Source organism: Roseateles sp. GW835-FHT13E02 (genome assembly GCF_058794035.1).
Genome location: NZ_JBXAGJ010000013.1, coordinates 1 through 23547 on the forward strand (window position 1 = coordinate 1; position 23547 = coordinate 23547).

Consider the following 23547-nt stretch of genomic DNA (forward strand, 5'->3'; position numbering starts at 1 on the left):
GACCCCGGAACCATGAGCCCGGTGGCGGCACGGGCTGCAGGGCCTCACGAGCAAAACCAAAGGCTGCTTCGTGCCGAAAGCAGTCCTCAGTGGATTGGACCTGCCAGAAAGAAAAACCCCGCCCGGGCTCATGGCCCAGGCGGGGTTTTGTCATGGCAGTAAGAAGGCTCAGGCCAGGTTGCGCAGTTCTCGCAGGGCGACCGACAGCATGGCCAGGTCCACGCCCTTGGCTTCGCTGAGTTCGGCCAGCAGGCGTTGGGCGCGTTCCAGCGCGGCTTGGTTGCTTTGCTCCCAGGCGCTGAGCTTGTGCTCGCCGGCATGGCTCAGCACATCGTGGGCGATCTGGCGTTGCAGGCCGGCCAGGTCGTCGCCCAGCGCGGCCTTGGCTTGGGTTTGCCAGTAGCTGTCGGTCGGCAGGGCGTCGATCTGCTGGCGCAGGCGGGCCAGGCCCAGGCGTTCGCCCAGGCTGGCATGCACATCGGCCACTTCGCCCAGGGGCTGTTGCGTTGCGTCGGCAATCTCGGCAATGTCCAGGGCGGCGAACAAGGCCTCGGCCGTGATCACGGCCTGCGCCAACTCGCTCGGCACCCCGGCGGCCACCCAGGCTTCGGCGCGCGGCGATTGCAGCGCCTGGGCTTGCACCCGGGCACGCAAGGCATCCACGGCCGGCGTGAAGCGCTGGAACACCTGCTCCATGGGCTCGGCCAGGCGGCGTGAGCGCAGGAACCAGGTGGTGGCATGGCTGCCCAGGCGGCCCAGCTCATTGATCAACTCGGCCTGCACCTCATCGGGCACCTTGTTGTCCAGGGCCTCGATCTGCAGCCACAGGGGCACGAAACCGAAGACCTCGCGGGTGGCCAGGTAGGCGCGCACGATCTGCGCCGGCTTGGCGCCGGTCGATTCGCTGAGGCGGTGCACAAAGGTCGCGCCCACGCGGTTGAGCATGCTGTTCAGCACATGGGTGACGATGATTTCGCGCTTGAGCGGGTGGCGCGGAATCAGGGCCGCGAACTTCTCGCGCAGCAGGGGCGGGAAGTAGCGCGCCAGAGCGGTGCCAATCCAGGCGTCCTCGGGCAGGTCCGAACTCATCAGCTGATCGGACAGCCACATCTTGCTGTAGGCCAGCAGGACGGCCAGCTCGGGGCTGGTCAGGCCTACGCCGCGGGCTTTGCGTTCCTTGATCTCATCGTCCGTGGGCAGGAACTCGATGGCGCGGTTGAGCTGGCCATTGCGTTCCAGGTAGCGGATGAAGCGCGCCTGCGAATCGATCAGGCTGACGCCTTGGCGTCGGGCAATCGACAGGGCCTGGGTCTGGAAGTAGTTGTCACGCAGCACCAGGGCAGCGACATCGTCCGTCATCTGCGGCAGCAGGGCATTGCGCTGCTTGGCTGTCATCTCGCCATCGCCGGTGGCCAGGCCCAGCAAGATCTTGATGTTGACCTCATGGTCCGAAGTGTCCACGCCGGCCGAGTTGTCGATCGCGTCGGTGTTGATGCGCACGCCATGCAGCGCCGCCTCGACCCGGCCGCGCTGGGTGCAGCCCAGATTGCCACCTTCGGCCACCACTTTGCAGCGCAGCTCGGCGCCGTTGATGCGCAGCGCGTCGTTGGCGCGGTCGCCCACCTCGGCATGGCTCTCGCCGCTGCTCTTGATGTAGGTGCCGATGCCGCCGTTGTAGAGCAGATCGACTGGCGCCTTGAGGATGGCGCTGAGCAGCTCGGTCGGCGTCAGACGCTCTGCCTCGATGCCCAGCACGGCGCGGGCCTGCGGAGAAATCGGGATCGATTTCTCCGAGCGGGCCCAGACACCGCCACCGTCCGAGATCAGGCTGGCGTCGTAGTCGGCCCAGCTGGAGCGTGGCAGCTTGAACAGGCGCTCGCGTTCGGCAAAGCTCTTGGCTGCATCGGGATTGGGGTCGATGAAGACATGGCGGTGGTCAAAGGCGGCCACCAGGCGGATGTGCGGCGACAGCAGCATGCCGTTGCCGAACACATCGCCCGACATATCGCCCACACCGACCACGGTGAACTCCTGGCTCTGCGTGTCCAGGCCCATCTCGCGGAAGTGGCGCTTGACCGATTCCCAGGCGCCGCGGGCGGTGATGCCCATGGCCTTGTGGTCATAACCGATCGAGCCGCCCGAGGCAAAGGCGTCGCCCAGCCAGTGACCGTACTCGGCGCTGACGGCGTTGGCGTAGTCGGAGAAGGTGGCCGTGCCCTTGTCGGCGGCGACCACGAGGTAGGGGTCATCCTCGTCCATGCGCACCACCTGGGGCGGTGGCACGACCTGACCCCCCGCGTAGTTGTCGGTCAGGTCGAGCAGGGCACGCAGATAGTCCTGGTAGCAGGCCACGCCTTCCTTCATGAAGGCCTCGCGGTCGCTGGACGGTGGCGCCTTCTTCAGCACGAAACCGCCCTTGCTGCCCACCGGCACGATGACGGTGTTCTTGACCATTTGCGCCTTGACCAGGCCCAGCACCTCGGTGCGGAAATCTTCCGGCCGGTCGGACCAGCGCAGGCCGCCGCGGGCGACCTTGCCGCCGCGCAGGTGGATGCCTTCGAAGCGTGGCGAGTAGGCAAAGATCTCGTACAGCGGCCGCGGCTCGGGCAGGCCCGGCACCTTGGCCGAATCGAGCTTGAAGCTGACGAAGCTGCGGCGTGCGCCCGGTGCGCCCGAGTGGCCGATGCCGGTGCGCCAGAAATTGGTGCGCAGCGTGGCCAGGATCAGGGCCAGCAGCTGGCGCAGCACCCGGTCTTCCTGCAGATTGGAGACCTTCTCCAGCGCCTTCTCGATGGCGTTGACCTGGGCGGTGGCGCCAGCGGCGTCATGGGCCTCGGGGTCGAAGCGCAGCTTGAACAGGCCCACCAGCATGCGGGCGATGCGCGGGTGCGCCGCCAGCGTGGCCTCGATGCTGGCCTGCGAAAGCGCAAAGCCGATCTGGCGCAGGTATTTGGCGTAGGCGCGCAGCACCACGATCTCGTCGCTGGCCAGGCCCGCGCGCAGCACCAGGCGGTTGAAGTCGTCGTTCTCGACCTCGCCGCGGAAGACCCGGGCGAAGGTGTCCTCGAACAGCTTGGACAAGGCCTCGGGCTCGATCTCGTCGGACACGGCGGCCTGCAGCTGGAAATCGTGCAGGGACACGCTGTCGCTGCCGTCCGCGGCATCGGCGCCGGCTGCATCCGCGATGCGGTGGTTGTGCTCGCCCAGCACGCGCACGCCCATGTGCTCCAGCATGGGCAGGCTGTCGGACAGCACCACCGAGGCGCCGCGGCGATAGACCTTGAAGCCCAGGCTGCCGGCCTCGCCGCCCAAGGGGCGGTAGAGGGCCAGGGCCAGCGGGTTGTCGCCGTTCAGGCCGGCGATCTTCAGCACATCGGGCACGGCGGCGCGGGCGCTGACGCGCTCGCGGTAGCCGGCCGGGAAACCGGCGCCCCAGCGCTTGAACAGCTCCAGGCCACGGGCCTCGCCCTCGGCATCGATCAGGGCGTCGCGCAGGTCGTCGTCCCAGCGGCGGGCGGCGGCGGTCAGCTTGGCCTCGATGTCACGGCGCTCGTACAGCGGCACCTGGCCCGGCGTGGTGCGCACGGTGAAGTGGATGCGGGCCAGCACGGCGTCGCTGAGCTGCACATCGAACTCGGCGCTGGTGCCGCTGAAGACCTGCATCAGGATGCGCTGGAACTTGATGCGCATGTCTGTGGAGTAGGCCTCGCGCGGCACATAGACCAAGCAGCTGAAGAAGCGCTCGAAAGGATCGCGGCAGACGAACAGGCGCAGGCGCTGGCGCTCGCCCAGGGCCAGGATGCCCAGAGCGGTTTCGTAGAGCTCGTCGTCCGAGATCTGGTAGAGGTCGTCGCGCGGGTAGGTCTCCAGGATGTGCTGCAAGGCCTTGGCCAGATGGCCGCCCGGCGGCAGGCCGGCGCGCGTGGTGATGGCGCCAACGCGGCTGCGCAGGATGGGCGTCTCGGAGACCCGGGCGCTGTAGGCGGTGGAGGTGAAGAGGCCGATGAAGCGGTGCTCGCCGATCACCTCGCCGGCCGCGTTGTAGCGCTTGATGCCGACGTAATCGGTGTAGCCGGCGCGGTGCACGGTGGAGCGGGTGTTGGCCTTGGTGACCATCACGGTCGGTTCGGGCGCCCGCGCCATGGCGCGGGCATTGGCCGGCAGCAGGGAGTAGCCGGTCGAGAGTTTCTCTTGCTCGGTTTCTCGCAGCAGGCCCAGGCCACTGCCGGGCTGCAGGCTCAGGGCTTCCTTGCCATCCTGGTCGAACACCAGGTCGTGGCAGCGGTAGCCCAGCAGGGTGATGTGGTCATCGGCCAGCCATTCCAGAAAAGCCACGCTTTCCTTGATGTGGGCGGCGCGCAGACTGGCCGGGGCCTGGTTCAGCTCCTCGATCACCTGGCGCAGGCGGCCGACCATGGGCTTCCAGTCCTCGACGGCGGTGCGCACATCGGCCAGCACGCGCTCGATGCCGGCGACCAGCTCCTGGCGCTGCTGGGCGTCAATGATGCGGTCCACCTCGATATGCATCCAGGATTCGCGCTGGCCGCTGGCCTCGGCGCCTTCGCGGCGCGGCCCGATGGCCTTGAGCTGGCCTGCGGCGTCGCGCTCGACGGCAAAAATCGGGTGGATGATCAGGTGCAGGGTCAGGCCTTGCCGGTTGATCTCCATGGTCGTGGTGTCGACCAAAAAGGGCATGTCGTCATTGACGATGTCGATGACCGAATGGCGCGAGGCCCAGCCATGCTCGGCGACCGCGGGGCTCTGCACCCGCACCAGGGTCTGACCGGGCAGGCGCTTGGCGCCGAACTGCAGATGCGAAAGCAGGGCGCCGAGCAAATCCTCGGGCGAGCGGGCCAGCAGGTCTTCCGGGTCGAGGCGGGCGAAATACTCGCGGCCAAAGCTCTCGATCAAGCCCTTGTGCTCGGCGGCCAGCGGGCGGCTGGCGGCCAGGGCCAGCACGGTGTCGATGCGTTCGCTTTGCAGCGCTTCTTGGGGGTCGGTCATTGCTCTTGTCTCCTTGGAAGGATGCTTGTGTGTCCAGTGTGCCCGGGCATTGCGACAGCCATTTAACCAGCAAGCGAGGCTTCTCGGTTTGAGAAGACGCAGGGTCAGGCCTTGCCGGCTCAGACGGACTTCAGGGTTTTCGGCGTTTCGCTGGAAAACTGCAGGCCGGCCAGCCAGTCGCTGACCTTGCGCTCCAGCAGATCCAGGGGCAGGGCGCCGCTGTCCAGCAGCATGTCGTGGAAGGCACGCAGATCGAAGCGTTCGCCCAAGGCCCGCTCGGCCCTCGCCCGCAGGGCCAGCATGTGCAACTGGCCGATCTTGTAGGACAGGGCCTGGCCGGGCCAGCCGATGTAGCGGTCCACCTCGTTGACGATGTCCAGCTCGCTCTTGGGGGCGTGGGCGCGGAAGTAGTCGATCGCCTGCTCGCGGCTCCAGCCCATGGCATGCAAGCCGGTGTCCAGCACCAGGCGCACGGCGCGCCACATGTCGTAGCTGAGCTGGCCGAAACGCGAGTAGGGGTCTTGGTACAGCCCCAGCTCATAGCCCAGGCGCTCGCTGTACAGCGCCCAGCCTTCCAGATAGGCGTTGTAGCCGGCAAAGCGGCGGAACTTGGGCAGCTCGCCCAGCTCCTGCGCCAGGGCCAGTTGCAGGTGATGGCCGGGCATGGCCTCGTGGCTGGTCAGCACCTCGATCTCGTACCTGGGCCGCATCTCGGGGCGGTAGAGGTTGACGTAGTAGTAGCCGGCACGGCGGCCGTCGTCAGACGGGGCGCTGTAGTAAGCGGCCGTGGTGTTGGGCGCGCTGCTCATGGGGATCGGCCGCACGCCGTAAGGCATGCGTGGCAGTTTGCCGAAGAGCTTGGGCAGCTCGGGCTCGATCTTCTTGGCCGCCATCACATAGGCGCAGAAGAGTTCGTCTTCGCTCTGGCAGTAGTGGCGCGGGTCGCTGCGCAGCTGCTCGAAGAACTCGGGCTGGCTGCCTTCGAAACCCAGCTCGTCCATCACCGCCTGCATCTCACTCTGGATGCGCGCCACCTCGGCCAGGCCGATGGCGTGGATGTCCTCGGCGCTCAGCGTGGTGCTGGTGTGGAAGGCGATGCGGTTGGCGTAGTAGGCCTCGCCGTCCGGGCTGTCCCAGATGCCCACGCTCTCGCGGCAGGCCGGCAGATAGCGTTCGGCAAACAGGCGGCGAAAGCGCTGGTAAGCCGGCAGCACGGCTTCGGCGATCACCTGGCGCGCTTCGGCCTGCAGGGCCTCGGCCTCCTCGGGCGCGATGCGCGCCGGCAGTTGGCGGAAGGCGCTGAAGAAGGGGCTCAGCTCGGGTTCGCTGACGCACTGGCCGTCCAGCTGAGGCAGCACGCGTTCCATCAAGATGCGCGGCTGGGTGCGGCCGCTGGCCGCGGCGCGCTCCAGCAGTTCGCCGTACTGCGCCAGATAGTCGGGCAGGCCGCGCAAGCGCTGCAGCCAGACCTCGAAGTCGGCCGCCGTGTCCAGCGGCATCAGCTCGGCCACTTCGTTGAGGGCCTGCGGCCCTTCGCGGGCGGAGATCGCCCAGGCGAGCGGATGGAAGGGCAGGACATCGAGCCGGGCGCGCAACTCGTGGCGGAACAGCTCCGCATTGAGCCGCTCGCTCTCGGGCAGGCCGGCCGCCGCTATGGCCTCGAGCTCGGCCAGGGCCGCGCGGTTGGCGGCCTCGCTGCGCGCCTGCGCCTCCTCGGACAGATCGGGCCAGAGCGCATTGAAGCGCGGGTCGCCGATGTAACTGGCCTGCAGAGGGTTCTCGGCCAGCTCGCGTTCCCAGCAGGCCTCGAACAGGGCGTGCAGGCGCTGGGCTGGGCTGGGCGTGGGGACGACGGTTGGGGCAGCAGGTTCGAACATGGCAGCGGGCGGCGGGGCCTGAATCGCGGTGGCTCATCCTATGCCAGCGGGCGCAGGCCCAAGCCGGCGCCATTCGCTTGCACATCTTTGCAAATCAGACACGCTGGCGCAGCCTCACGTGCCAGATGATGGCGGCCGGGCCTGGGTCTGGGCCGATGGAGCGTGCCGTGTTGATGTCTCGACGATCTGGATTGCAAGCAGCGGCCTGGGGCGGCCTGGCCGCCTGGGCAGGCACATGGCGGCCGGTGTTCGCACAAGCCCGCCCGTCCGAGCCGCTGGCGCAGCCCCTGACGGCTCAGGAGCGGGCCGTCCACGCGCTGTGCCGCCTGAGCTACGGGCCGCGGCCGGCCGATCTGGCGGCGCTGCAGCGCCTGGGGCCTGAGGCCTGGCTCGAGCAGTTCCTGGCCGCGCAGCTGCGCGGCAGCGCAGGGGGGCAGGTCTTGCCTGAGTCGGTGCAGGCTCGGCTGCAGGGGTTGGATACGGTGTCGCTCAGCCAGGCTGCCCTGCTGGGCCGGTACCAGGAGGCGCGCCGCCTGGCGCGCCTGGACAAGGCCGGCGAAGCGGCGGCGAAGGGTGCAGAGAATGGTGCGTCGAATGGCGCGGCAGGTGTGGTGAGTGCCCAGGAGGCCCGCCGCGAGCTGGTGCGCCCCATCCTGGCTCAGGCGGCCGAGCAACGCCTGCTGCGCGCCCTGCACAGCTCGGCCCAGCTGGAGGAGCAGCTGCTGGAGTTCTGGTTCAACCACTTCAATGTCTTCGCCGGCAAGGGGCCGGTGGCCGCCCTGGTCGGCAGCTATGAGCGCGAGGCGATTCGGCCCCATATCTGGGGGCGCTTCCGTCAGATGCTGGGCGCCACTGCCAAGCACCCGGCCATGCTGTTCTATCTGGACAACGTCCAGAGCGTGGCGCCAGGTTTCCGCCCGCCCGCTCGTCTGGGTGACGAACAAGTGGCGCGGCCGCGCGGCCTCAATGAAAACTATGCCCGCGAGCTGATGGAGCTGCACACCCTGGGCGTGGACGGTGGGTACAGCCAGGCGGATGTCACCGAGCTGGCCCGCATGCTGACCGGCTGGACGGTGGACGTGCGGGGGGCGCTGGGGCGGCAGGGCAGCGGCGATCTGTTCGAGTTCGCGCCGCGCCGCCACGACAACGGCTCCAAGCAGTGGCTGGGCCGGCCGGTCACGGCGCGCGGTCAGGCCGAGGGCGAATGGGCGCTCGATGTGCTGGCCAGCCATCCGGCCACCGCCCGCCATCTGAGCTTCAAGCTGGCCCAGGCCTTTGTCGCCGACGAGCCGCCCGAGGCGCTGGTTGCCCAGCTGAGCCGCAGCTTTCTGGCCAGCGGCGGTGATCTGCGGGCCTGGGTGCAAACCTTGCTTGGCAGCGAGCATTTCTGGCAGCGCGAGCACTTGAGCAGCAAGTTCAAGACCCCCTACCAGTTTTTGCTCTCCAGCCTGCGCGTGCTCGACGCCCAGCCTCAGGACCTGCAGCCCCTGCTGGGTGCGCTGGCGCAGAGCGGCATGCCGCTGTACGGCGCCGCCACGCCCGATGGCTACAAGAACGTTGCCTCGGCCTGGATGAACCCGGAGGCCTTGTCTCAGCGGGTCCAGTGGCTGAGCCGTTTGAACGAGCGCACAGCTGGGGTGGAGCGCGCGTCCCGGCAGGGCGGCAGCCTGCTCAAGACCCTGGCGCCTTTGCTCAGCGAACACACGCGCAGCGTGTTGGCCCAGGAGCCGGCCGAGCTGCAACTGTCCCTGCTGCTGGGCAGCCCTGAATGGATGCGGCGCTGAGCGCGCTGTTGTTGGATCGCTTTGCTGCAAGAGGATGCACGCACCATGACTGAACTGAGTCGACGTCACTTTGTTCTGCGCCACGGTATGGCGGGCCTGAGCCTGGCCGGCCTGAGCCCCAGGGCCATGGCCCAGCCCGCCAGCAGCCGCCGCAAGCTGGTGGTGATCCTGCTGCGTGGCGCCGTCGATGGCCTGAGCGTGGTCGCACCCTGGGGCGACCCGGCCTACGCGGCGGCCCGGCCCAGCCTGGCCTTGGGCAGCCCGGGCACCGAGGGCGGGGTGCTCCGCTTGGATTCGCTGTTCGGGCTGCACCCGGCGCTGGCGCCGCTGATGCCCTTCTGGTCGGAGGGCAGCCTCGGCTTTGTCCATGCCAGTGGTTCGCCGGACCCGACGCGCTCGCACTTCGATGCGCAGGACTATCTGGAATCCGGCACCCCGGGCCGCAAGAGCACGCCGGATGGCTGGATGAACCGCCTGGTCGCCCAGCTGCCTGGCCCGCCCGGTCCGACCCGGGCGCTGAACATGGGCACCACGCCGCCGCGCATCCTGGCCGGTCCGGCGGCGGTGGCCACGCTGGGCCTGGGCCCGCGGGCCCTGGATCGCAAGGCCATCGACCAGCCTGCCATGCAGGCCGGCCTGGCCCGGCTGTATGCCGAAGACCCCGCCCTGGCTCGTACCTTCCAGAGCACCGCCGAGGGCCGCGGTCAAATGCAGCGCAGCATGGCGGCCGGCAGCGAGTCGGTGCCAGACGCGTCTGCCACGCCTGTGATGGCCATGTCGGCCACTCACCCCCCGAGCGCCGAGAGCGCCGACCGCGGCGCCGCCTCGGCCCGCAGCTTTGCTGCCGATGCCCGGCGCCTGGGACAGCTGATCCGCCGCGACCCCAAGACCCAGCTGGCCTTCACCTCGGTCGGCGGTTGGGACACCCACGTCAACCAGGGCGCGGCCCAAGGACAGCTGGCCAACAAGCTGGCCAGCCTGGCCCAGGGCCTGGAGGCGCTGGCGCAAGGCCTGGGTGACAGCTGGCGCGACAGCGTGGTGGTGGTGATGAGCGAGTTCGGCCGCACCGTGCGCGAGAACGGCACCGGCGGCACCGACCATGGCCGCGGCAATGTGATGTGGCTGCTGGGCGGCGCGGTGGCCGGCGGCCGGGTGCTGGGCGAGTGGCCCGGCCTGGACACGGCTTCCCTGGCCGAGGGCCGTGATCTGGCCGTGGTCACCGACTACCGCCATGTGCTGGCGCCGCTGCTGCAGCGCCACCTGGGTGTGCAGGACGCGGGGCTGGCGGCGGTGTTCCCCCAACTGCCCGCGTGGGCGGGCACGCCCGGTGGGCTGCGATTGCTGCGCGCCTGAGCGGCGCTTCATTTCTTAATCGGTCTCGGCCTGTACCAGACGGTTGCGCCCCTCGGCCTTGGCCCGGTACATGGCCGCGTCAGCGGCCTGGAACAGTTCGCTCTGTGAATCCTGAGGCTTGGGCACAAGGGTGGCACTGCCAATGCTGATCGTGACCCAGGGCCCGGCCGATGAATCGGGATGGGGCAGCTGGCGCGCCAGCAGGTCTGCCCGCAAGGACTCGGCCCAGGCCTGGGCTTGCTCGGCATCGCCGGGCAGGATGAGGGCGAACTCCTCTCCGCCATAGCGCGCGGCCAGGCAGCCGGGTGGCGCCTCGGGCCGCTGGGCCAGCGCTTGCAGCAACTGGCCCAGCGCCTGCAGGCATTCGTCCCCGGCCTGGTGGCCGAGCCGGTCGTTGTACTGCTTGAAATGGTCAACATCGAGCAGCAGCAAGCTCAGGGGCTGGCCGGCTTCTGCGGCCGTTCGCCAAGCCTGGGCCAGACCGCGGTCGAACTGGCGGCGGTTGGCCAGCTGGGTCAGCTCATCGATCTCGGCCAAGCGGCGCAGCACCTGCTCGGAATGCTTGTACTGGCTGATGTCGTGCAGCAGCGCGATCTGCAGCTCGGCTTGGCCGGGCAGGGGGCTCAGGGTCAGCTCGATGTGCAGCGGCTCGCCTTGCAGGGTTTGCGCGCACAGCTCCTGCCGGCCGGCTTGCAAGCGGTCGGCCGATTCGGGCGCCAACAGTTCGCGCAGCGAGCGGCCGCACAAGGGCACGGGGCCAGCGCCGAACAGGCGTTCGGCCGCCGGATTGGCTTTGCGAATGCACAGCGCAGGGTCGACCAGCAGCAGACCCTCGGCCATGTGATTGACGATGGCCTGCATGCGCTCGGCCTGCTCGCGCTGCACGCGCAGGTGATGGCGCAGTTGCAGCTGCGAATCGATGCGGGCCAGGGCCTCTTCCACACGCACCGGCTTGTGGATGTAGTCGGCCGCCCCGAGACTGAAGCCCTCGACCACATCGCAGCTGTCGGTGCGTGCGCTGACGAAGATCACCGGCACGGCGCGGCTGTGCGGGCTGGCCTTGAGGCGGCGGCAGGTCTCGAAGCCGTCCATTTCAGGCATGCAGACATCCAGCAGGATCAGATCCAGCGGCACCCGTTCGGCGATCTCCAGCGCCGCCTGGCCCGAGGTGGCGGCGTAGATCTGGTGGCCGCGCGGTTTGAGCAGGGTGCGCAGCACGCCGATATTGGCCGGCGTGTCGTCGACGATCAGCAAGGCGCTGGGCTGCGGCTGCGGGCTGGGCAGGCCGAAGAGCTCGGCCTCGGGCCCGAGGGGCTGCTGGATCATGGCAGTGCTTGCGCTCATGCGGGCAGCTCGTCGCTGGCGGCCAGGGCATGCAGCTCGCGCTGCAGCCGGGCCATGTCGTACTGCCGCAGGCAGTCCAGCAGGCGCTCGCCCAGGGCCTGCTCGGCGGGGCAGTCCTGCAGCAGCTGTTCAATGCCGCGCTCCAGCTCGCTGATCCAGCCGGTTTCGGCGGCGGACTGCAGCAGTTGCAAGAGTTCGCTTGGCAGGCGCTGCGTGGCCGCGGTGTGATGGCCGGCCGGCGAGGCCTGCGGGTGGCCCTCCACCGAGGCGGCCGCTGCGTCTGCGCCGGTAGCGCCAGGGCGGAACAGCGGCCCCAGGTGCTGGCGCAGCAACTGGTGCACGGTCTCGAAAAGAAAAGGCTTGCCGATGAAGTCGTCGAAGCCTTCGCGCATATAGCTCTGGCGTTCGTGCATCAGGGCCGAGGCGGTCAACGCCACCACTACCGGTTGGGGCTGGGGCAGCTCGCGGCGCAGGCGCTTGAGGGTTTCGATGCCGTCCAGCACCGGCATGCGGATGTCGAGAAAGACGATGTCAAAGCGCGCTGGTGACTCCTGCAGCATCTGCAAGGCCTGCAGCCCATGCTCGGCCTGCTGCACCTCGGCACCCAGGCCGCTCAGCATGCGCGCCAGCACATCGCGGTTGGCCTCGATATCGTCCACCACCAGCACCCGCAAGACCTGACCCTCGCTGAGGCTGACCAGGGCGCCAAAGCCCGAGTCTTGAGGCAGGCTGCTGCGGTCGCCGGCGGCCAGATGCAGGCGGAATGAAAAGCGCGAGCCCTGGCCCTCGGTGGATTGCAGCTGCAGCTGCCCGCCCATCAGCTCGACCTGGCGCGAGGAGATGGCCAGGCCCAAGCCCGTGCCCCCGCGCTGGGCGCCGGCGTCCGCTTGGTGGAAGGGTGCGAACACAAGGTCCTGCTGGGCCTGCGGGATGCCCAGTCCGGTGTCACTGACCTCGAAGCAGAGCTGCATGCCGGCCGCTCCGGCCTCGGGCCGCGCGCGGATGCGCAGCACCACCTCGCCGCAATCGGTGAACTTGACCGCATTGCTGAGCAGATTGAGCAGCACCTGGCGCAGCTTGCCGGCATCACCGCGCAGCACGCAGGGGTTGGGCAGCTCCAACTCGCAGCGCCAGCCTATGCCTTTTTGTGCACAGCGCAGCGCAAACATATCGCCCATCTCGCTGGCCAAGGCGGCCAGGTCCAGGTCGACCAGGTCCAGGCTCATGCCGCCGGCCTCGATCTTGGAGAGGTCGAGGATGTCGTTGATCAGAGTCAGCAGATGGGTGCCCGATTTTTCAATCGGCGCGACGATGCTGCGCAAAGCAGGGGGCAGGCGCGGGTCGCGGCTGAGCAGCTGGGCATAGCCGAGCACGGCGTTGAGCGGTGTGCGGATCTCATGCGACATATTGGCCAGGAAGATGGACTTGGCATGGTTGGCCGCTTCCGCCGCGCGCTTGGCCTCTTCCAGCTCGGTGGTGCGGCGCTGCACGCGCAGCTCCAGGTCGCGGTTCAGGTCCAGGATTTGCTGGCGGGCCAGGCGCGCCTCCGTCACCTCGGTGGCGACGATGATGTGCTGGCTGGGCCGGCCGGCATCGTCGGCCAGAGGCAGCACGGTGGTCTCGGCCCAGCGGTGGCTGCCGTCGGCCTGCGGGTGGATGAGCTCGCCATGCCAGACCCGACCTTGTGCCAGGCATTGCTGCAGGCTCAGGCCCTCGTGGCCCAGCGCTCCACCGTGGCCGCGCAGGGGTTGGTGCTGCTGTGCCAGCAAGTGCTCGGCCGGGGCGCCGGCCAGGGCGCAGAAGCGCTCGTTCGCCGCGCTGAGCCGCCCCAGGCCGTCGCTGACCGCGACGATGGCGTGCTCGTTCAAGGCCTGCTCCAGATGCTGCACTTTCTTGAGCGTGGCGCGCAGCTCGGCCTGCTGATCGGCCATGGCACGCAAGGTGTCGTAAGCGCGCAAGGCGCTGACCACGGCCGCAAACAGCTTGGCGCCGGTCAACTCGGCCTTGTTGCGGTAGTCGTCAATGTCGTAGTCGACGATGACCTGGTGCTGCGGCGCCATGCCGGGCTGGCCGGTGCGCAGCAGGATGCGGGTCAGGTGGCAGTTGAGGCCATGTCGGATCGTGTGCACCAGACGCAGGCCAGCGTCGTCGGTCTCCATCACCACGTCGAGCAGCACCAGGGCGATGTCGGGCGTGCTGGCCAGCAGGGTGCAGGCCTCGGCAGCGCTGTAGGCGCTCAGAAACTGAAAGCTGCGACCGCGAAAGCTCTGCAGGCCCAGGGCCAGCAGGGTGGCTTGGTGGATGCCTTCGTCGTCGTCAACGATCAGGATGCGCCAGGGCGGCAAGGGCGCCGCGGCGGAATTGGAACCCCCCGTCGCCTCTCTGTCGGCATGGGGCGGCAGGCGCGAGGGGGCAGGCTCGTCCTCGTCGGCAAAGATCTGGAGCTCATCGAGGTCCGAAGGCTCGTCTCGTCTCCGGGTGTCCGACGCAGCGTCGGTCTGGCAGCTCGGTTTCATGGGGCACTCCCTGTGCGGGCCTCGATGCGTGGCGGCAGCGGTGTTGTGGGTGTGCTGCCTGCGGCGCGCTCTCGGCGTCTTGAGTTCTGGAATGGGGTCCGGGTGGCGCAGGCGAGATGACATCGCTCGCGCCTCGGACCGGGTGGCCTGCGTCAGGCCCCGTGGATCAAGGCGGGTGGACCCAGGTCCGCTTGAATGCCGTGAGGGTGTGGCTCATGAATGCACTCCGGCAGGGCGCAGCAGGGCCACGCTGCCGGCTTCATCACCGGGCCAGGGGGCCAGGGTCAGGTCCAGTGGCACACTGCCGCACAGACCCTGGGCCAGATGCACCTGACCCTGGCCGCTGGCGGGCAGGGCCTGACGGAGCAGGCGGCCGAGCTCGGGCGATTGGATTTCGACGGCGCTGCGGCCCAGCTGCTCTTGCAGGGCCGGGTTGCTGTAGCGAACGCTGCCTTGCGGGTCAAGCAGCAACAGGCCTTCGCGCATGGACTCGACGATGGCACGCAGCTGTTGCTGCTCGGCGCGTTCCAGCTGGGCGCAGCGGCGCAGCGCCAGCTGGGTCTGCACACGGGCCAGCACCTCCTCGACACGGATGGGCTTGGCGATGTAGTCCGCCGCGCCGGCCTGGAAGCCCAGCACCACATCCTCGCTTTCGGTGCAGGCGGTGATGAAGATGACGGGCACGTCGGCGGTGGCGGATCGGGCTTTGAGGGCGCGGCAGGTGGCGAAGCCGTCCATGCCCGGCATCATCACGTCCAGCAGGATCAGATCAGGCTGGATGCGTTCGATCAGCTCCAGCGCCTGCAGGCCCGAGCTGGCCGCGTAAATGCGGTAGCCCTGGGGGCGCAGCATGGTGTGCAGCAGGCCGATATTGGGCGGTGTGTCATCCACGATGAGGATGACCGGGTCGGGCGACCCGTGGCGGGCAGTTGCTGTCGAGGACGCGTTCGAATCCATGCGAATCTCTCCTGCGCGGCCCGCCAAGTTCGGTGGGCTTGAGGATTATGTGGCAGGACCCGGTCCGCAGCTCGGCGTGAGAACCCTGATTCCCAGGCTGCATGCGCCACAATCGATGGCTGTGGTGGCAGGCGTTCTGCGGCCGGTAAGCAGGGCGGACGATGGGGCTTGGGTTGGCAGACAGCACGGCAGTGACCGAAATGGCAGCAGGCGTGGATGGTCAGGCGCTCGGTCCGCGCCGGCAGTTGCTCAAGACCCTGGGCCTGGCCGCCAGCATGGGCCTGCCCTCCTTGGGAGGCCCCGCAGCCGCCAGCCCGTCTGGTCGCCACAAGGACTGGGTGATCCGCCACGAGATGCGCCGTGCCGCCGACGGCACGCCTTCGCTGGAGCTGGCTGTTCTGCACCTCTTGCTCAGCAAGACCGAAGCCAGCCATGGCCCCTTCCGCCTGGAAACCATGCCGCCGCGCGAGAACCTCACGCAGAGCCGGCAGATGCTGGACCTGCGCATCGGCGCGCTGGACCTGATGGCCACCATGACCTCCAAGACCCGCGAGGCCGATGGCATCCCCGTGCACACCTGCATGCGCCGCGGCCTCAACGGCCTGCGCCTGCCGATTGCCCTGGCCAGCCGCCGCCGTGAGCTGGAGGAGGTGCGCAGCCTGGAACAGGTGCGTCAGCTGCGCGTGGCGCAGGTGGCGCATTGGCCCGACGCCTCGGTGATGCGGGCCAATGGCATGACGGTGCTGCCCATCCCTCGCCTCGATGTCTTCGAGGCCATGCTCAAACGCGACCGCTTTGATCTGTTCGCCCTGGCCGCCGACGAGGCTTTTGGCATCGTCAATGCCTTGCCCGGCGTGGTGGTGCTGAGTGACTGGCTGCTGGCCTACCCGTCCACCTTCAGCTTCATCGTCAACCAGGCCCGGCCCGAGCTGGCCGAGCGCCTGCGCCAGGGCTGGCGTGTGGTGCAGGCCGATGGCAGTTTCGAGGCCCTGCACGAGAAGCTGGTCGGCGCCGAGGTGGCGCAGGCCCAGCTGGGCTCGCGCCGCTGGCTGAGCCTGAGCAACCCCGAGCTGCCGCCGGCCGCCCTGCGCCAGGACGGCCGACTTTGGCATCCGCTGGTGCGTCAGCGGGTGATTGCGCCGCTGCTGCGCTGAGCGGGTGGTCTTCGGCTTGACCGGCCGTGGCCGGGGCAGCTCACTCGAAGCTCACTCGAAACTCACTCGAAGCGATCCAGCACCGCGCCCGAGCTGGCGCTGGAGGCGTTCTTGGCGAACTTGGCCAGCACGCCGCGGGTGTAGCGCGGTGCCGGTTTGACCCAGGCGGCCTTGCGGCGGGCCAGCTCGGCCTCGTCGACATGCAGCTCCAGTTTCAGCTGATGCGCGTCGATGGTGATGCGGTCGCCTTCGTGCACCAGGGCGATCACGCCGCCCTCGTAGGCCTCGGGTGCCACATGGCCGACCACCATGCCCCAGGTGCCGCCAGAGAAGCGGCCATCGGTGATGAGACCCACGCTTTCGCCCAGGCCCTGGCCGATCAGGGCACCGGTGGGCGCCAGCATTTCGGGCATGCCGGGGCCGCCCTTGGGTCCCAGATAGCGCAAGACCATGATGTCGCCCGCCACGATCTTGCCGGCCATGATGGCGGCCAGGGCGCTTTGCTCGTCCTCGAACACGCGGGCCGGACCGGTCATCACCGGGCTCTTCAGGCCGGTGATCTTGGCCACGCAGCCTTCGGGCGAGAGGTTGCCGCGCAGGATGGCCAGATGGCCTTGGGCATACAGGGGCTGGTCCACGCGGCGGATGACCTCTTGCGTGGCTGAGAGCTCGGGCACCTCGGCCAGGTTCTCGGCCACGGTCTTGCCGGTGATGGTGATGCAGTCGCCGTGCAGCAGGCCGGCCTGCAGCAGCACCTTCATCACGGCCGGGATGCCGCCGGCCTTGTGCAGGTCCACGGCCAGGAAGCGGCCGCTGGGCTTGAGGTCGCAAAGCACCGGGATCTTCTTGCGCATGCGCTCGAAGTCGTCGATGGTCCAGTCCACCTCGGCCGCGTGGGCGATGGCCAGGAAGTGCAGCACGGCATTGGTCGAGCCGCCGGTGGCCATGATCACGGCCACGGCGTTCTCGATCGCCTTCTTGGTGACGATGTCGCGCGGTTTCAGGTCGGCCTTGACGGCCTCGACCAGCACGGCGGCGGCCTTCTTGGTGTTCTCGACCACCTCGTCCTCGACATTGGACATGGACGAGGAATAGGGCAGGCTCATGCCAAGCGCTTCGAAGGCCGAGCTCATGGTGTTGGCGGTGTACATGCCGCCGCAGGAGCCGCTGCCGGGGATGGCGCGCTTCTCGATCTGGCAGAAGTCCTCTTCGCTCATCTTGCCGGCTGAAAATTGGCCCACGGCTTCGAAGACCGAGACGATGTTCAGGTCCTGGCCCTTGTAGTGGCCCGGCTTGATGGTGCCACCGTAGATGTAGATGGCCGGCACATTGGCGCGCAGCATGCCCATCATGCCGCCCGGCATGTTCTTGTCGCAGCCGCCGATCACCATCACGCCGTCCAGCCATTGGCCGCCGACGCAGGTTTCCACGCAGTCCGAGATCACCTCGCGCGAGACCAGGCTGTATTTCATGCCTTCGGTGCCCATGGCCATGCCGTCGCTGATGGTGGGCGTGCCGAAGAGCTGGGCATTGGCGCCCGCAGCCTTGAGGCCGATCACGGCCGCATCGGCCAGCTTCTGCAGGCCCGAGTTGCAGGGCGTGATGGTCGAGTGGCCGTTGGCCACGCCGATCATGGGCTTGCCGAAATCGGTTTCCTGGTAGCCCATGCCGTAGTACATGGAGCGGTTGGGTGCGCGGGCCACGCCCTCGGTGATGTTGCGCGAGCGGCGGTCAAAACGGATGGGCTGCTGGCTGTCCTGGCTCATGGTCTGGGGTCTCCTGCTGGGGTGGCGCCAGTATCTCGAAGGGTCGATTGGTTTTCAAATATATTATTCATGTTGAATTGATACGTTGGACGAATTAATGAGCCTGGATCTGCGCAGCCTGCGCCAGTTTGTTGCCGTGGCCGAAGAGCTGCATTTCGGCCGCGCGGCCGAGCGCTTGCACATGACCCAGCCGCCGCTGACCCAGGCCATCCAGAAACTGGAGCTCGAGCTGGGCGCCAGCCTCTTCGTTCGCAGCAGCCGTTCGGTGGGCCTGAGCCCGGCCGGCGCGGCCTTGCTGCCCCTGGCCCAGGGCCTGCTGGCCCAGGCGGCCGAGCTGCCGGCTCTGGCCCAGGCGGCAGCGCGGGGTACGGCCGGGCGGCTGCGCCTGGCCTTTGTGTCCACCCTGGGTTTTGGCGAGCTGCCGCGCTGGCTCAAGGGCTTTCGCGAGCAGGTGCCCGATGTGGCGCTGAGCCTGCGCGAGGCCACGCTCGATGTTCAGCTGCAGGCCTTCGAGGCCGGCGAGATCGATGCCGGCTTTGTGCTGCATGCCCGCGGCGCCGTGCCGCCGGGCTTTGAGTCGCTGCAGGTGGTGGACGAGCCCCTGCTGCTGGCGCTGAGTGCCGATTCGCCGCTGGCCCGCTTCGATCAGCTGCCCCTGGCCGAGGTTCTGGGTTTGCCGCTGGTGATGTTCCCGCGGGCAATTGCGCCCTCGCTTTTCGATGCCGTGGTGGCCGTGTACCGGGCGCAGGGCTGCGAGCCGCGCATCGAGCAAGAGGCCATCCAGATGCAGACCATCGTCAACCTGGTCTCGGCCGGCATCGGTGCGGCCTGGGTGCCGGCCAGCATGCAAGGCTTTCAGCGCCCGGGCGTGGTTTACCGTGTGCTGCAGGCGCCGGCCGGGGAACAGGTGCCGCTGCCGCGCGGCGAGACCCGGTTGATCTGGCGGCGCGACGCGGCGCCGGCCGTCTGGCGTTTTGTCGAGCATGTGGCGGCTCAGCTGGCGGTGCCGCAGTCGCCTCCGCAGCAAGTGTCGGAAGCCACCTCCGGCCCTCGGTGAATACCCCGCCAACCGCGGGCCTGCGGCCTCGTTCTAATGCGCAGGCCCCAAAAAAGGAGAGTGCCCGTGATGCTTGTGAAGACTGTTCGACTTGCCGTGTTGGCCCTGAGCGTGGGTCTGAGCTTGAGCGCAAGCCTGGCCCAGGCCGAGGTGCTGAAAGACCCGCAGTGGCGCGATTGGCTGGAGGCGGGCAAAAGTGCTGAGCTGGAGCAGGCCGCACAGACCCGGCTCAAGGCCGACCCGGAGGACAGCCAGGCCGTGCTGGCCCTGGGCCTGCTGGCACTGGAGTCGGGTGATGCCAAACGGTTGGAGGCTGCTGTCAAGCCGGTGCAGGCCTGCGCCGATCGGCAGCCGGCCCAGGCGGCGTGTTTCTATGTGCTGGGTTCCCTGCAAGGTGTGCAGGCCATGAACGGCGGCATGATGAAAGCCATCAGCCTCAGCGGCAAGATCAAGGACAACCTGAGCCGGGCGGTGGAACTCGATCCTCTGCTGTTTGACGCCCGCGATGCCTTGCAGCAGTTCTATCTGATGGCGCCGGGCATTGCCGGTGGCAGCGTCGCCAAGGCGCGCGATCTGGCCCAGGCTGCCCAGGCCCGCCAACCCGAACATGCCAAGCTGCTGCGTGCCCGCGTGGAAATGAAGGAGGAACGCTGGGCCGAGGCCGAGCGCGAGCTCAGCGCCATCAAGCCCGGCGAGGACAAGGATCTGCTCGCCGGCCAGCGCGCCGGCTTGTATCAGCTGGCCATCCAGCTCTTCTCCGACAAGCAGTTCGCCAAGGCCAGGCCGATCTTCGAGCGCCTGCAGCGTGACTTCCCCGGCCACGCGGCCGGCCACTACGGCATGGGCCGCCTGCTCAGCGAAACCGGCCAGATCGACGAGGCCATCAAATCGCTGGAGCGCGCCCGCACGGCCGAGGGCGCCGAGCGCTATCCCGTCGACCATCGCCTCGGTTTTGCCCTGCTGGCCAAGGGCGACAAGGCCCAGGGCAAGTCCGTGCTGGAGCGTTTCCTCGGCAACAAGAAAGCCAACCCACGCAATCTGGACGAGGTGCGCAAGCGCCTGGCCGAGCTGGGTTGAACTTCAAGGCGGAAGCGCCGTCCGGCTGACGCTTCAGCGCGGCAGGCGCTGCGCAGCGGCCAGGCCGTCCAGGGCGGCTCGGTTGCCCGGGGAGGTCTTCAGGTCTGCCTCGAAGGCGGCGAGGGCACCGGGTCTATCCTGCGCCCGCAAGAGCATCTGAGCCAGCCAGCGCTGGGCGCTGGCGGCCCAGAGCGGTGGCTCGCTGGGGCTTAACTCGGCCTCGCGGTCCACCGCCTCTTTCAGAGTGGACAGGGCGGCGGCGCGATCGCCGCGGGCCCAGGCCAGCTCGGCCTGCAACGGCGCCAGCAGCAGGCGGGCCCAGGCGATGCGCGCGGGCTTGCGTGGGTTGTCGCTGGCCGTTTGTGCGTCCAGATGGGATTGCAGCAGCGCCAGATCGGATTGCGCATCCTGGATCAGGCCCAGGCGCAGCCTAGCCAAGCCGCGAGCATGGGCCAGCAGCGTCGACTCGATGCCCGCGGAAGTCGAGCGCGCGAGGATGTCGCGCCAGCGCTCGAAATGCACCAGGGTCAGCCAGGGCAGGCCGCGCAGGAAATCGCCCCATTCGCCGGCCGGGGCTTCGGCCGCCAACTGCTCGGCCATGGCCAGGGCGGTGTTGAAATCGCCACCGAGCTGGGCGGCGATCCACAGAAAGCGCTGGTTGTGCGGGTTCCAGTTGGTGCCCGGGCTGAAGCCTTGGGTGTGCAGCTGGCGGTCCAGCGCGGCTTGCGCCGCCAGCCCGCGCTGGTTGGCCTGCACGGCTTCGCCATAACGGCCCAGCTTGACGAGCAGGTGCGAGCTCATGTGCTGCAGATGCGGCGAGGCGGGGGCCAGGTGTTGCAGGTTCTGCACCGCGTTGATGGCCCGCGGCGCATCTTCGACGGTGTCGGCCGCATGGCTCAGGTAGTGGATCACGCCGGTGTGCTGGGGATGCTGGCTCAGGGCCTCCAGCAGGCGGCTGCTCAGGCCGGCCCACAGGATCTCCAGGCCCGAGGGGTCGGGGTGGACGACGAACAAGGCCTCGGCCCACCAGGACAGCAGATCGGGGTCCTGGGGGAACATCTCGCTGAGGATGCGCATGCGGCGCTCGAACACGCGATCAAGCGGGTGGACCTGGCGGGTTTCGTCGGTGTCCGGCCCGCAGGCTTCGAGTACGGCCAGGGTGGCGGCGGGCATCTGGCTGACGTCGCCGAGTTGCAGCCGCTCCAGCATGGCCTCGGCCAGGGCGCGCTCCAGCGGCGCTTCGCGATTGGCCAGGGACAGGCGCTGGGCCAGGCGAGCGTAGTGGCGGGCCTGCGCCAGATCGTTGCGCGGGTCCTCGCGCAGCCGGGCGTTGTAGGTGGGGGCGTATTGCCAGGCCAGGCCCCAGGCGCACAGGGTGCAGCGCGGGTCGGCGGCCAGGGCGGCGCGAAAGGCGCGCCGCGCCTCGATCTCATCAAAGGCATAGGCCAGCTGCAAGCCCTGGTTGAACCAGGCTTGGGCCTCGGGTGAGCGGCTGACGATGCGGCGCTGGGTGGCCTCGCCAAAGCCGGCCAGGCGTGGCGCCCGCGCGGCCTGCAGCGCCTCCGGCCCGGGCCCCGTGTTAGCGGCCAGATGCAGACCGAGCCCCAGGCCCAGCCCCAAGCCCAGGCAGGCCGACAGCACCCGGCGCCAGCGCGCACGCGCAAGGCGTGGGGCTGGCCTCAGGGCCACGGAGGCCGCAAGGGCGGGGGCGGGCAGGGCAGACATGGCCGGGAGTATCGCGTGAACTCGACGGTATCGCGGACCGCGCCGGACCGCGCCAGTTCCTGCCGTGGGGTAGGGCGCTGCGGCTTGTTGCGGGCCTGCTGGCTATGATGCCGGCCTGAGGCGCGGGGTCGAATCATGGCCGGCCGCGCTTGCTGTTTTTGTGTGCCTCACCGTTTCAGGATTGCCGCCATGTGGGTTCATCCCCAGTTTGACCCGATTGCCCTTCGTCTCGGCCCTGTGGCCATCCATTGGTACGGGCTGATGTACCTGGCCGCCTTCGGCATGTTTCTGTATCTGGCCGGCCGCCGCGTGCAGCAGCCGCAGTATGCGCAAGCCGGCTGGAGCCGGCGCGATGTCGATGACCTGCTGTTCTTCGGCGTGCTGGGCGTGGTGCTGGGCGGGCGCCTGGGCTATGTGCTCTTTTACAAGCCCGATTACTACATTGACCACCTGCTGGAGGTGTTTGCGGTCTGGAAGGGCGGCATGGCTTTTCACGGCGGTCTGCTGGGCGTGATCGTGGCGATGGCGCTGTTTGCCAAGCTGCGCGGCCGTCGCTTCTTCGAGGTGACCGATCTGATCGCGCCCTGTGTGCCCACCGGCCTGGCCGCGGGCCGCCTCGGCAACTTCATCAATGGGGAACTCTGGGGCCGCTTTGCCGATCCCAGCCTGCCCTGGGCCATGGTGTTTCCGCAATCGGGCTCGCCCGAGCCGCGCCACCCCTCCCAGCTCTACCAGTTCCTGGGCGAGGGCTTGTTCCTGTTCACCTTGCTGTGGCTCTACACCCGCAGGCCGCGCCTGACCGGCCAGGTTTCAGGCCTGTTCCTGATCGGCTATGGCGCGCAGCGTTTCGTCACCGAGTTCTTCCGCCAGCCCGATGATTTCCTGGGCCTGCGGGCCCTGCAGCTGAGTCAGGGACAATGGCTGAGTCTGCCCATGATCGTGGCCGGCCTGGCCATCTGGCTCTGGGCCAGCCGCCGCCCTGCGGCCTGATAGGAGCAGGGGGGCAGTGGTGCAGCGGGCTGGCCCCTGCGCCCGGCCGTGCCACCATTGAACGACTGACAGAACGAGTGACCGACTGACCCATGCGTCAAATTTTCTTCGACACCGAAACCACCGGCCTGCTGGCCGAGGGCGGTGACCGCATCATCGAAATCGGCTGCGTTGAGATGATCAACCGCCAGCTGACCGGAAACAACCTGCACCTCTACATCAACCCCGAGCGGGCCAGCCATGAAGACGCGCTGCGGGTGCACGGCCTGACCGAGGCCTTTTTGGCCGACAAGCCCAAGTTCGCCGAAATCGTCGACGAGTTGCTGGAGTTCCTGACTGGCGCCGAGCTGGTCATTCACAACGCGCCTTTTGACATCGGCTTCGTCAACGCCGAGCTGAAGCGCTTGCGCAAGCCGCCCATCACCGACGTGGTCGGCAGCGTGCGCGACACGCTGCTGATGGCACGCGAGATGTTCCCGGGCAAGGCCAATTCCCTGGACGCGCTGTGCCGCCGCCTGGAAGTGGACAACTCGGGCCGGACGCTGCACGGCGCTTTGCTCGATGCGGAGCTGCTGGCCGACGTCTACATCAATATGACGCGCGGCCAGGACGCGCTCTTGATCGACGACGCCGGTGGGGACAGCGATTCGGCCGAGTTCAAGCTCGCCGCGGTGGACCTGCGCAGCTTCGAGCTGCCCGTGCTGCGTGCCGACGAGGCTGAGCTGGCCGCACACACCAAGGTGCTGGGCGAGCTGGACAAGAGCAGCGGCGGCAAGCGGGTCTGGCAAGACGGCATCTGAGCCGCTTCTCAGCCGCCTTTTTGAAGTTTTTCAGCGCAAAGCTTGCTGAGCTTCAAAAACACGTGGCATAATAGAGGGCTTCCCGGTTAGCGAAGTTTGCAGGTTGAAAGACAAGCAAATGACGCACAGGCGACCAAGACAAC

Annotated in this window: 14 protein-coding genes; 7 read left to right on the top strand and 7 right to left on the bottom strand. The window is 68.4% G+C overall.

Features of this window, described 5'->3' with window-relative positions; translation table 11 throughout:
* Positions 1-168: 168 nt before the first annotated feature.
* Together AC1Q6P_RS13830 and AC1Q6P_RS13835 are read right to left on the bottom strand one after the other, a co-directional pair.
* The gene (locus tag AC1Q6P_RS13830) at positions 169-5004 is read right to left on the bottom strand and encodes an NAD-glutamate dehydrogenase (protein WP_492664645.1); all 4836 of its coding nucleotides are present in this window, start codon (positions 5002-5004) and stop codon (positions 169-171) included.
* Between the two features lie 119 nt (positions 5005-5123).
* On the bottom strand, positions 5124-6881 hold the full coding sequence (locus tag AC1Q6P_RS13835; protein ID WP_492664644.1) for a DUF885 domain-containing protein: 1758 nt from the start codon (positions 6879-6881) through the stop codon (positions 5124-5126).
* A 173-nt stretch (positions 6882-7054) separates the two neighbouring features.
* On the opposite strand from AC1Q6P_RS13835, the gene AC1Q6P_RS13840 reads away from it, so the two are divergent.
* The gene (locus AC1Q6P_RS13840) at positions 7055-8665 is read left to right on the top strand and encodes a DUF1800 domain-containing protein (RefSeq protein ID WP_492664643.1); all 1611 of its coding nucleotides are present in this window, start codon (positions 7055-7057) and stop codon (positions 8663-8665) included.
* A 45-nt stretch (positions 8666-8710) separates the two neighbouring features.
* A complete protein-coding gene (locus AC1Q6P_RS13845; RefSeq protein WP_492664642.1) occupies positions 8711-10018 on the top strand; it encodes a DUF1501 domain-containing protein in 1308 nt (435 codons plus the stop codon).
* Between the two features lie 15 nt (positions 10019-10033).
* Here AC1Q6P_RS13845 and AC1Q6P_RS13850 read toward each other — a convergent pair whose 3' ends face one another.
* From AC1Q6P_RS13850 to AC1Q6P_RS13860, 3 genes are all read right to left on the bottom strand, one after another.
* Complete coding sequence (locus AC1Q6P_RS13850) at positions 10034-11362, bottom strand: diguanylate cyclase domain-containing protein (RefSeq protein ID WP_492664641.1); 1329 nt, start codon at positions 11360-11362, stop codon at positions 10034-10036.
* Positions 11359-13878 (bottom strand): hybrid sensor histidine kinase/response regulator, encoded by a 2520-nt coding sequence (locus AC1Q6P_RS13855; RefSeq protein ID WP_492664640.1) that lies wholly within the window; start codon positions 13876-13878, stop codon positions 11359-11361. Before AC1Q6P_RS13855 ends, AC1Q6P_RS13850 begins: the two co-directional genes overlap by 4 nt.
* A 213-nt stretch (positions 13879-14091) precedes the next feature.
* Positions 14092-14835: a response regulator gene (locus tag AC1Q6P_RS13860; protein WP_492664639.1), complete on the bottom strand. Its 744-nt coding sequence runs from the start codon at positions 14833-14835 to the stop codon at positions 14092-14094.
* A gap of 200 nt (positions 14836-15035) precedes the next feature.
* Between AC1Q6P_RS13860 and AC1Q6P_RS13865 the strand changes: the two genes are divergently transcribed.
* Positions 15036-15989: a hypothetical protein gene (locus AC1Q6P_RS13865; protein ID WP_492664638.1), complete on the top strand. Its 954-nt coding sequence runs from the start codon at positions 15036-15038 to the stop codon at positions 15987-15989.
* 62 nt (positions 15990-16051) lie between these two features.
* Here AC1Q6P_RS13865 and ilvD read toward each other — a convergent pair whose 3' ends face one another.
* Entirely contained in the window at positions 16052-17755 is a 1704-nt protein-coding gene (gene ilvD, locus AC1Q6P_RS13870) for a dihydroxy-acid dehydratase (protein ID WP_171828075.1), read from the bottom strand.
* A gap of 97 nt (positions 17756-17852) precedes the next feature.
* Here ilvD and AC1Q6P_RS13875 point away from each other — a divergent pair, with 97 nt between their 5' ends.
* Both AC1Q6P_RS13875 and AC1Q6P_RS13880 read left to right on the top strand, forming a co-directional pair.
* Positions 17853-18812, top strand: a complete 960-nt coding sequence (locus AC1Q6P_RS13875; protein ID WP_492664637.1) for a LysR family transcriptional regulator — start codon at positions 17853-17855, stop codon at positions 18810-18812.
* A gap of 69 nt (positions 18813-18881) precedes the next feature.
* Complete coding sequence (locus AC1Q6P_RS13880) at positions 18882-19889, top strand: tetratricopeptide repeat protein (protein ID WP_492664636.1); 1008 nt, start codon at positions 18882-18884, stop codon at positions 19887-19889.
* 33 nt (positions 19890-19922) lie between these two features.
* Here the strand turns inward: AC1Q6P_RS13880 and AC1Q6P_RS13885 are convergent, their stop codons facing one another.
* Positions 19923-21614, bottom strand: coding sequence for a hypothetical protein (locus AC1Q6P_RS13885; RefSeq protein WP_492664635.1), 1692 nt, complete (start codon positions 21612-21614; stop codon positions 19923-19925).
* Between the two features lie 189 nt (positions 21615-21803).
* Between AC1Q6P_RS13885 and lgt the strand changes: the two genes are divergently transcribed.
* The gene (gene lgt, locus AC1Q6P_RS13890) at positions 21804-22604 is read left to right on the top strand and encodes a prolipoprotein diacylglyceryl transferase (protein WP_102767087.1); all 801 of its coding nucleotides are present in this window, start codon (positions 21804-21806) and stop codon (positions 22602-22604) included.
* A 92-nt stretch (positions 22605-22696) separates the two neighbouring features.
* On the top strand, positions 22697-23404 hold the full coding sequence (dnaQ, locus tag AC1Q6P_RS13895) for a DNA polymerase III subunit epsilon (RefSeq protein WP_102767086.1): 708 nt from the start codon (positions 22697-22699) through the stop codon (positions 23402-23404).
* Positions 23405-23547 lie beyond the last annotated feature (143 nt).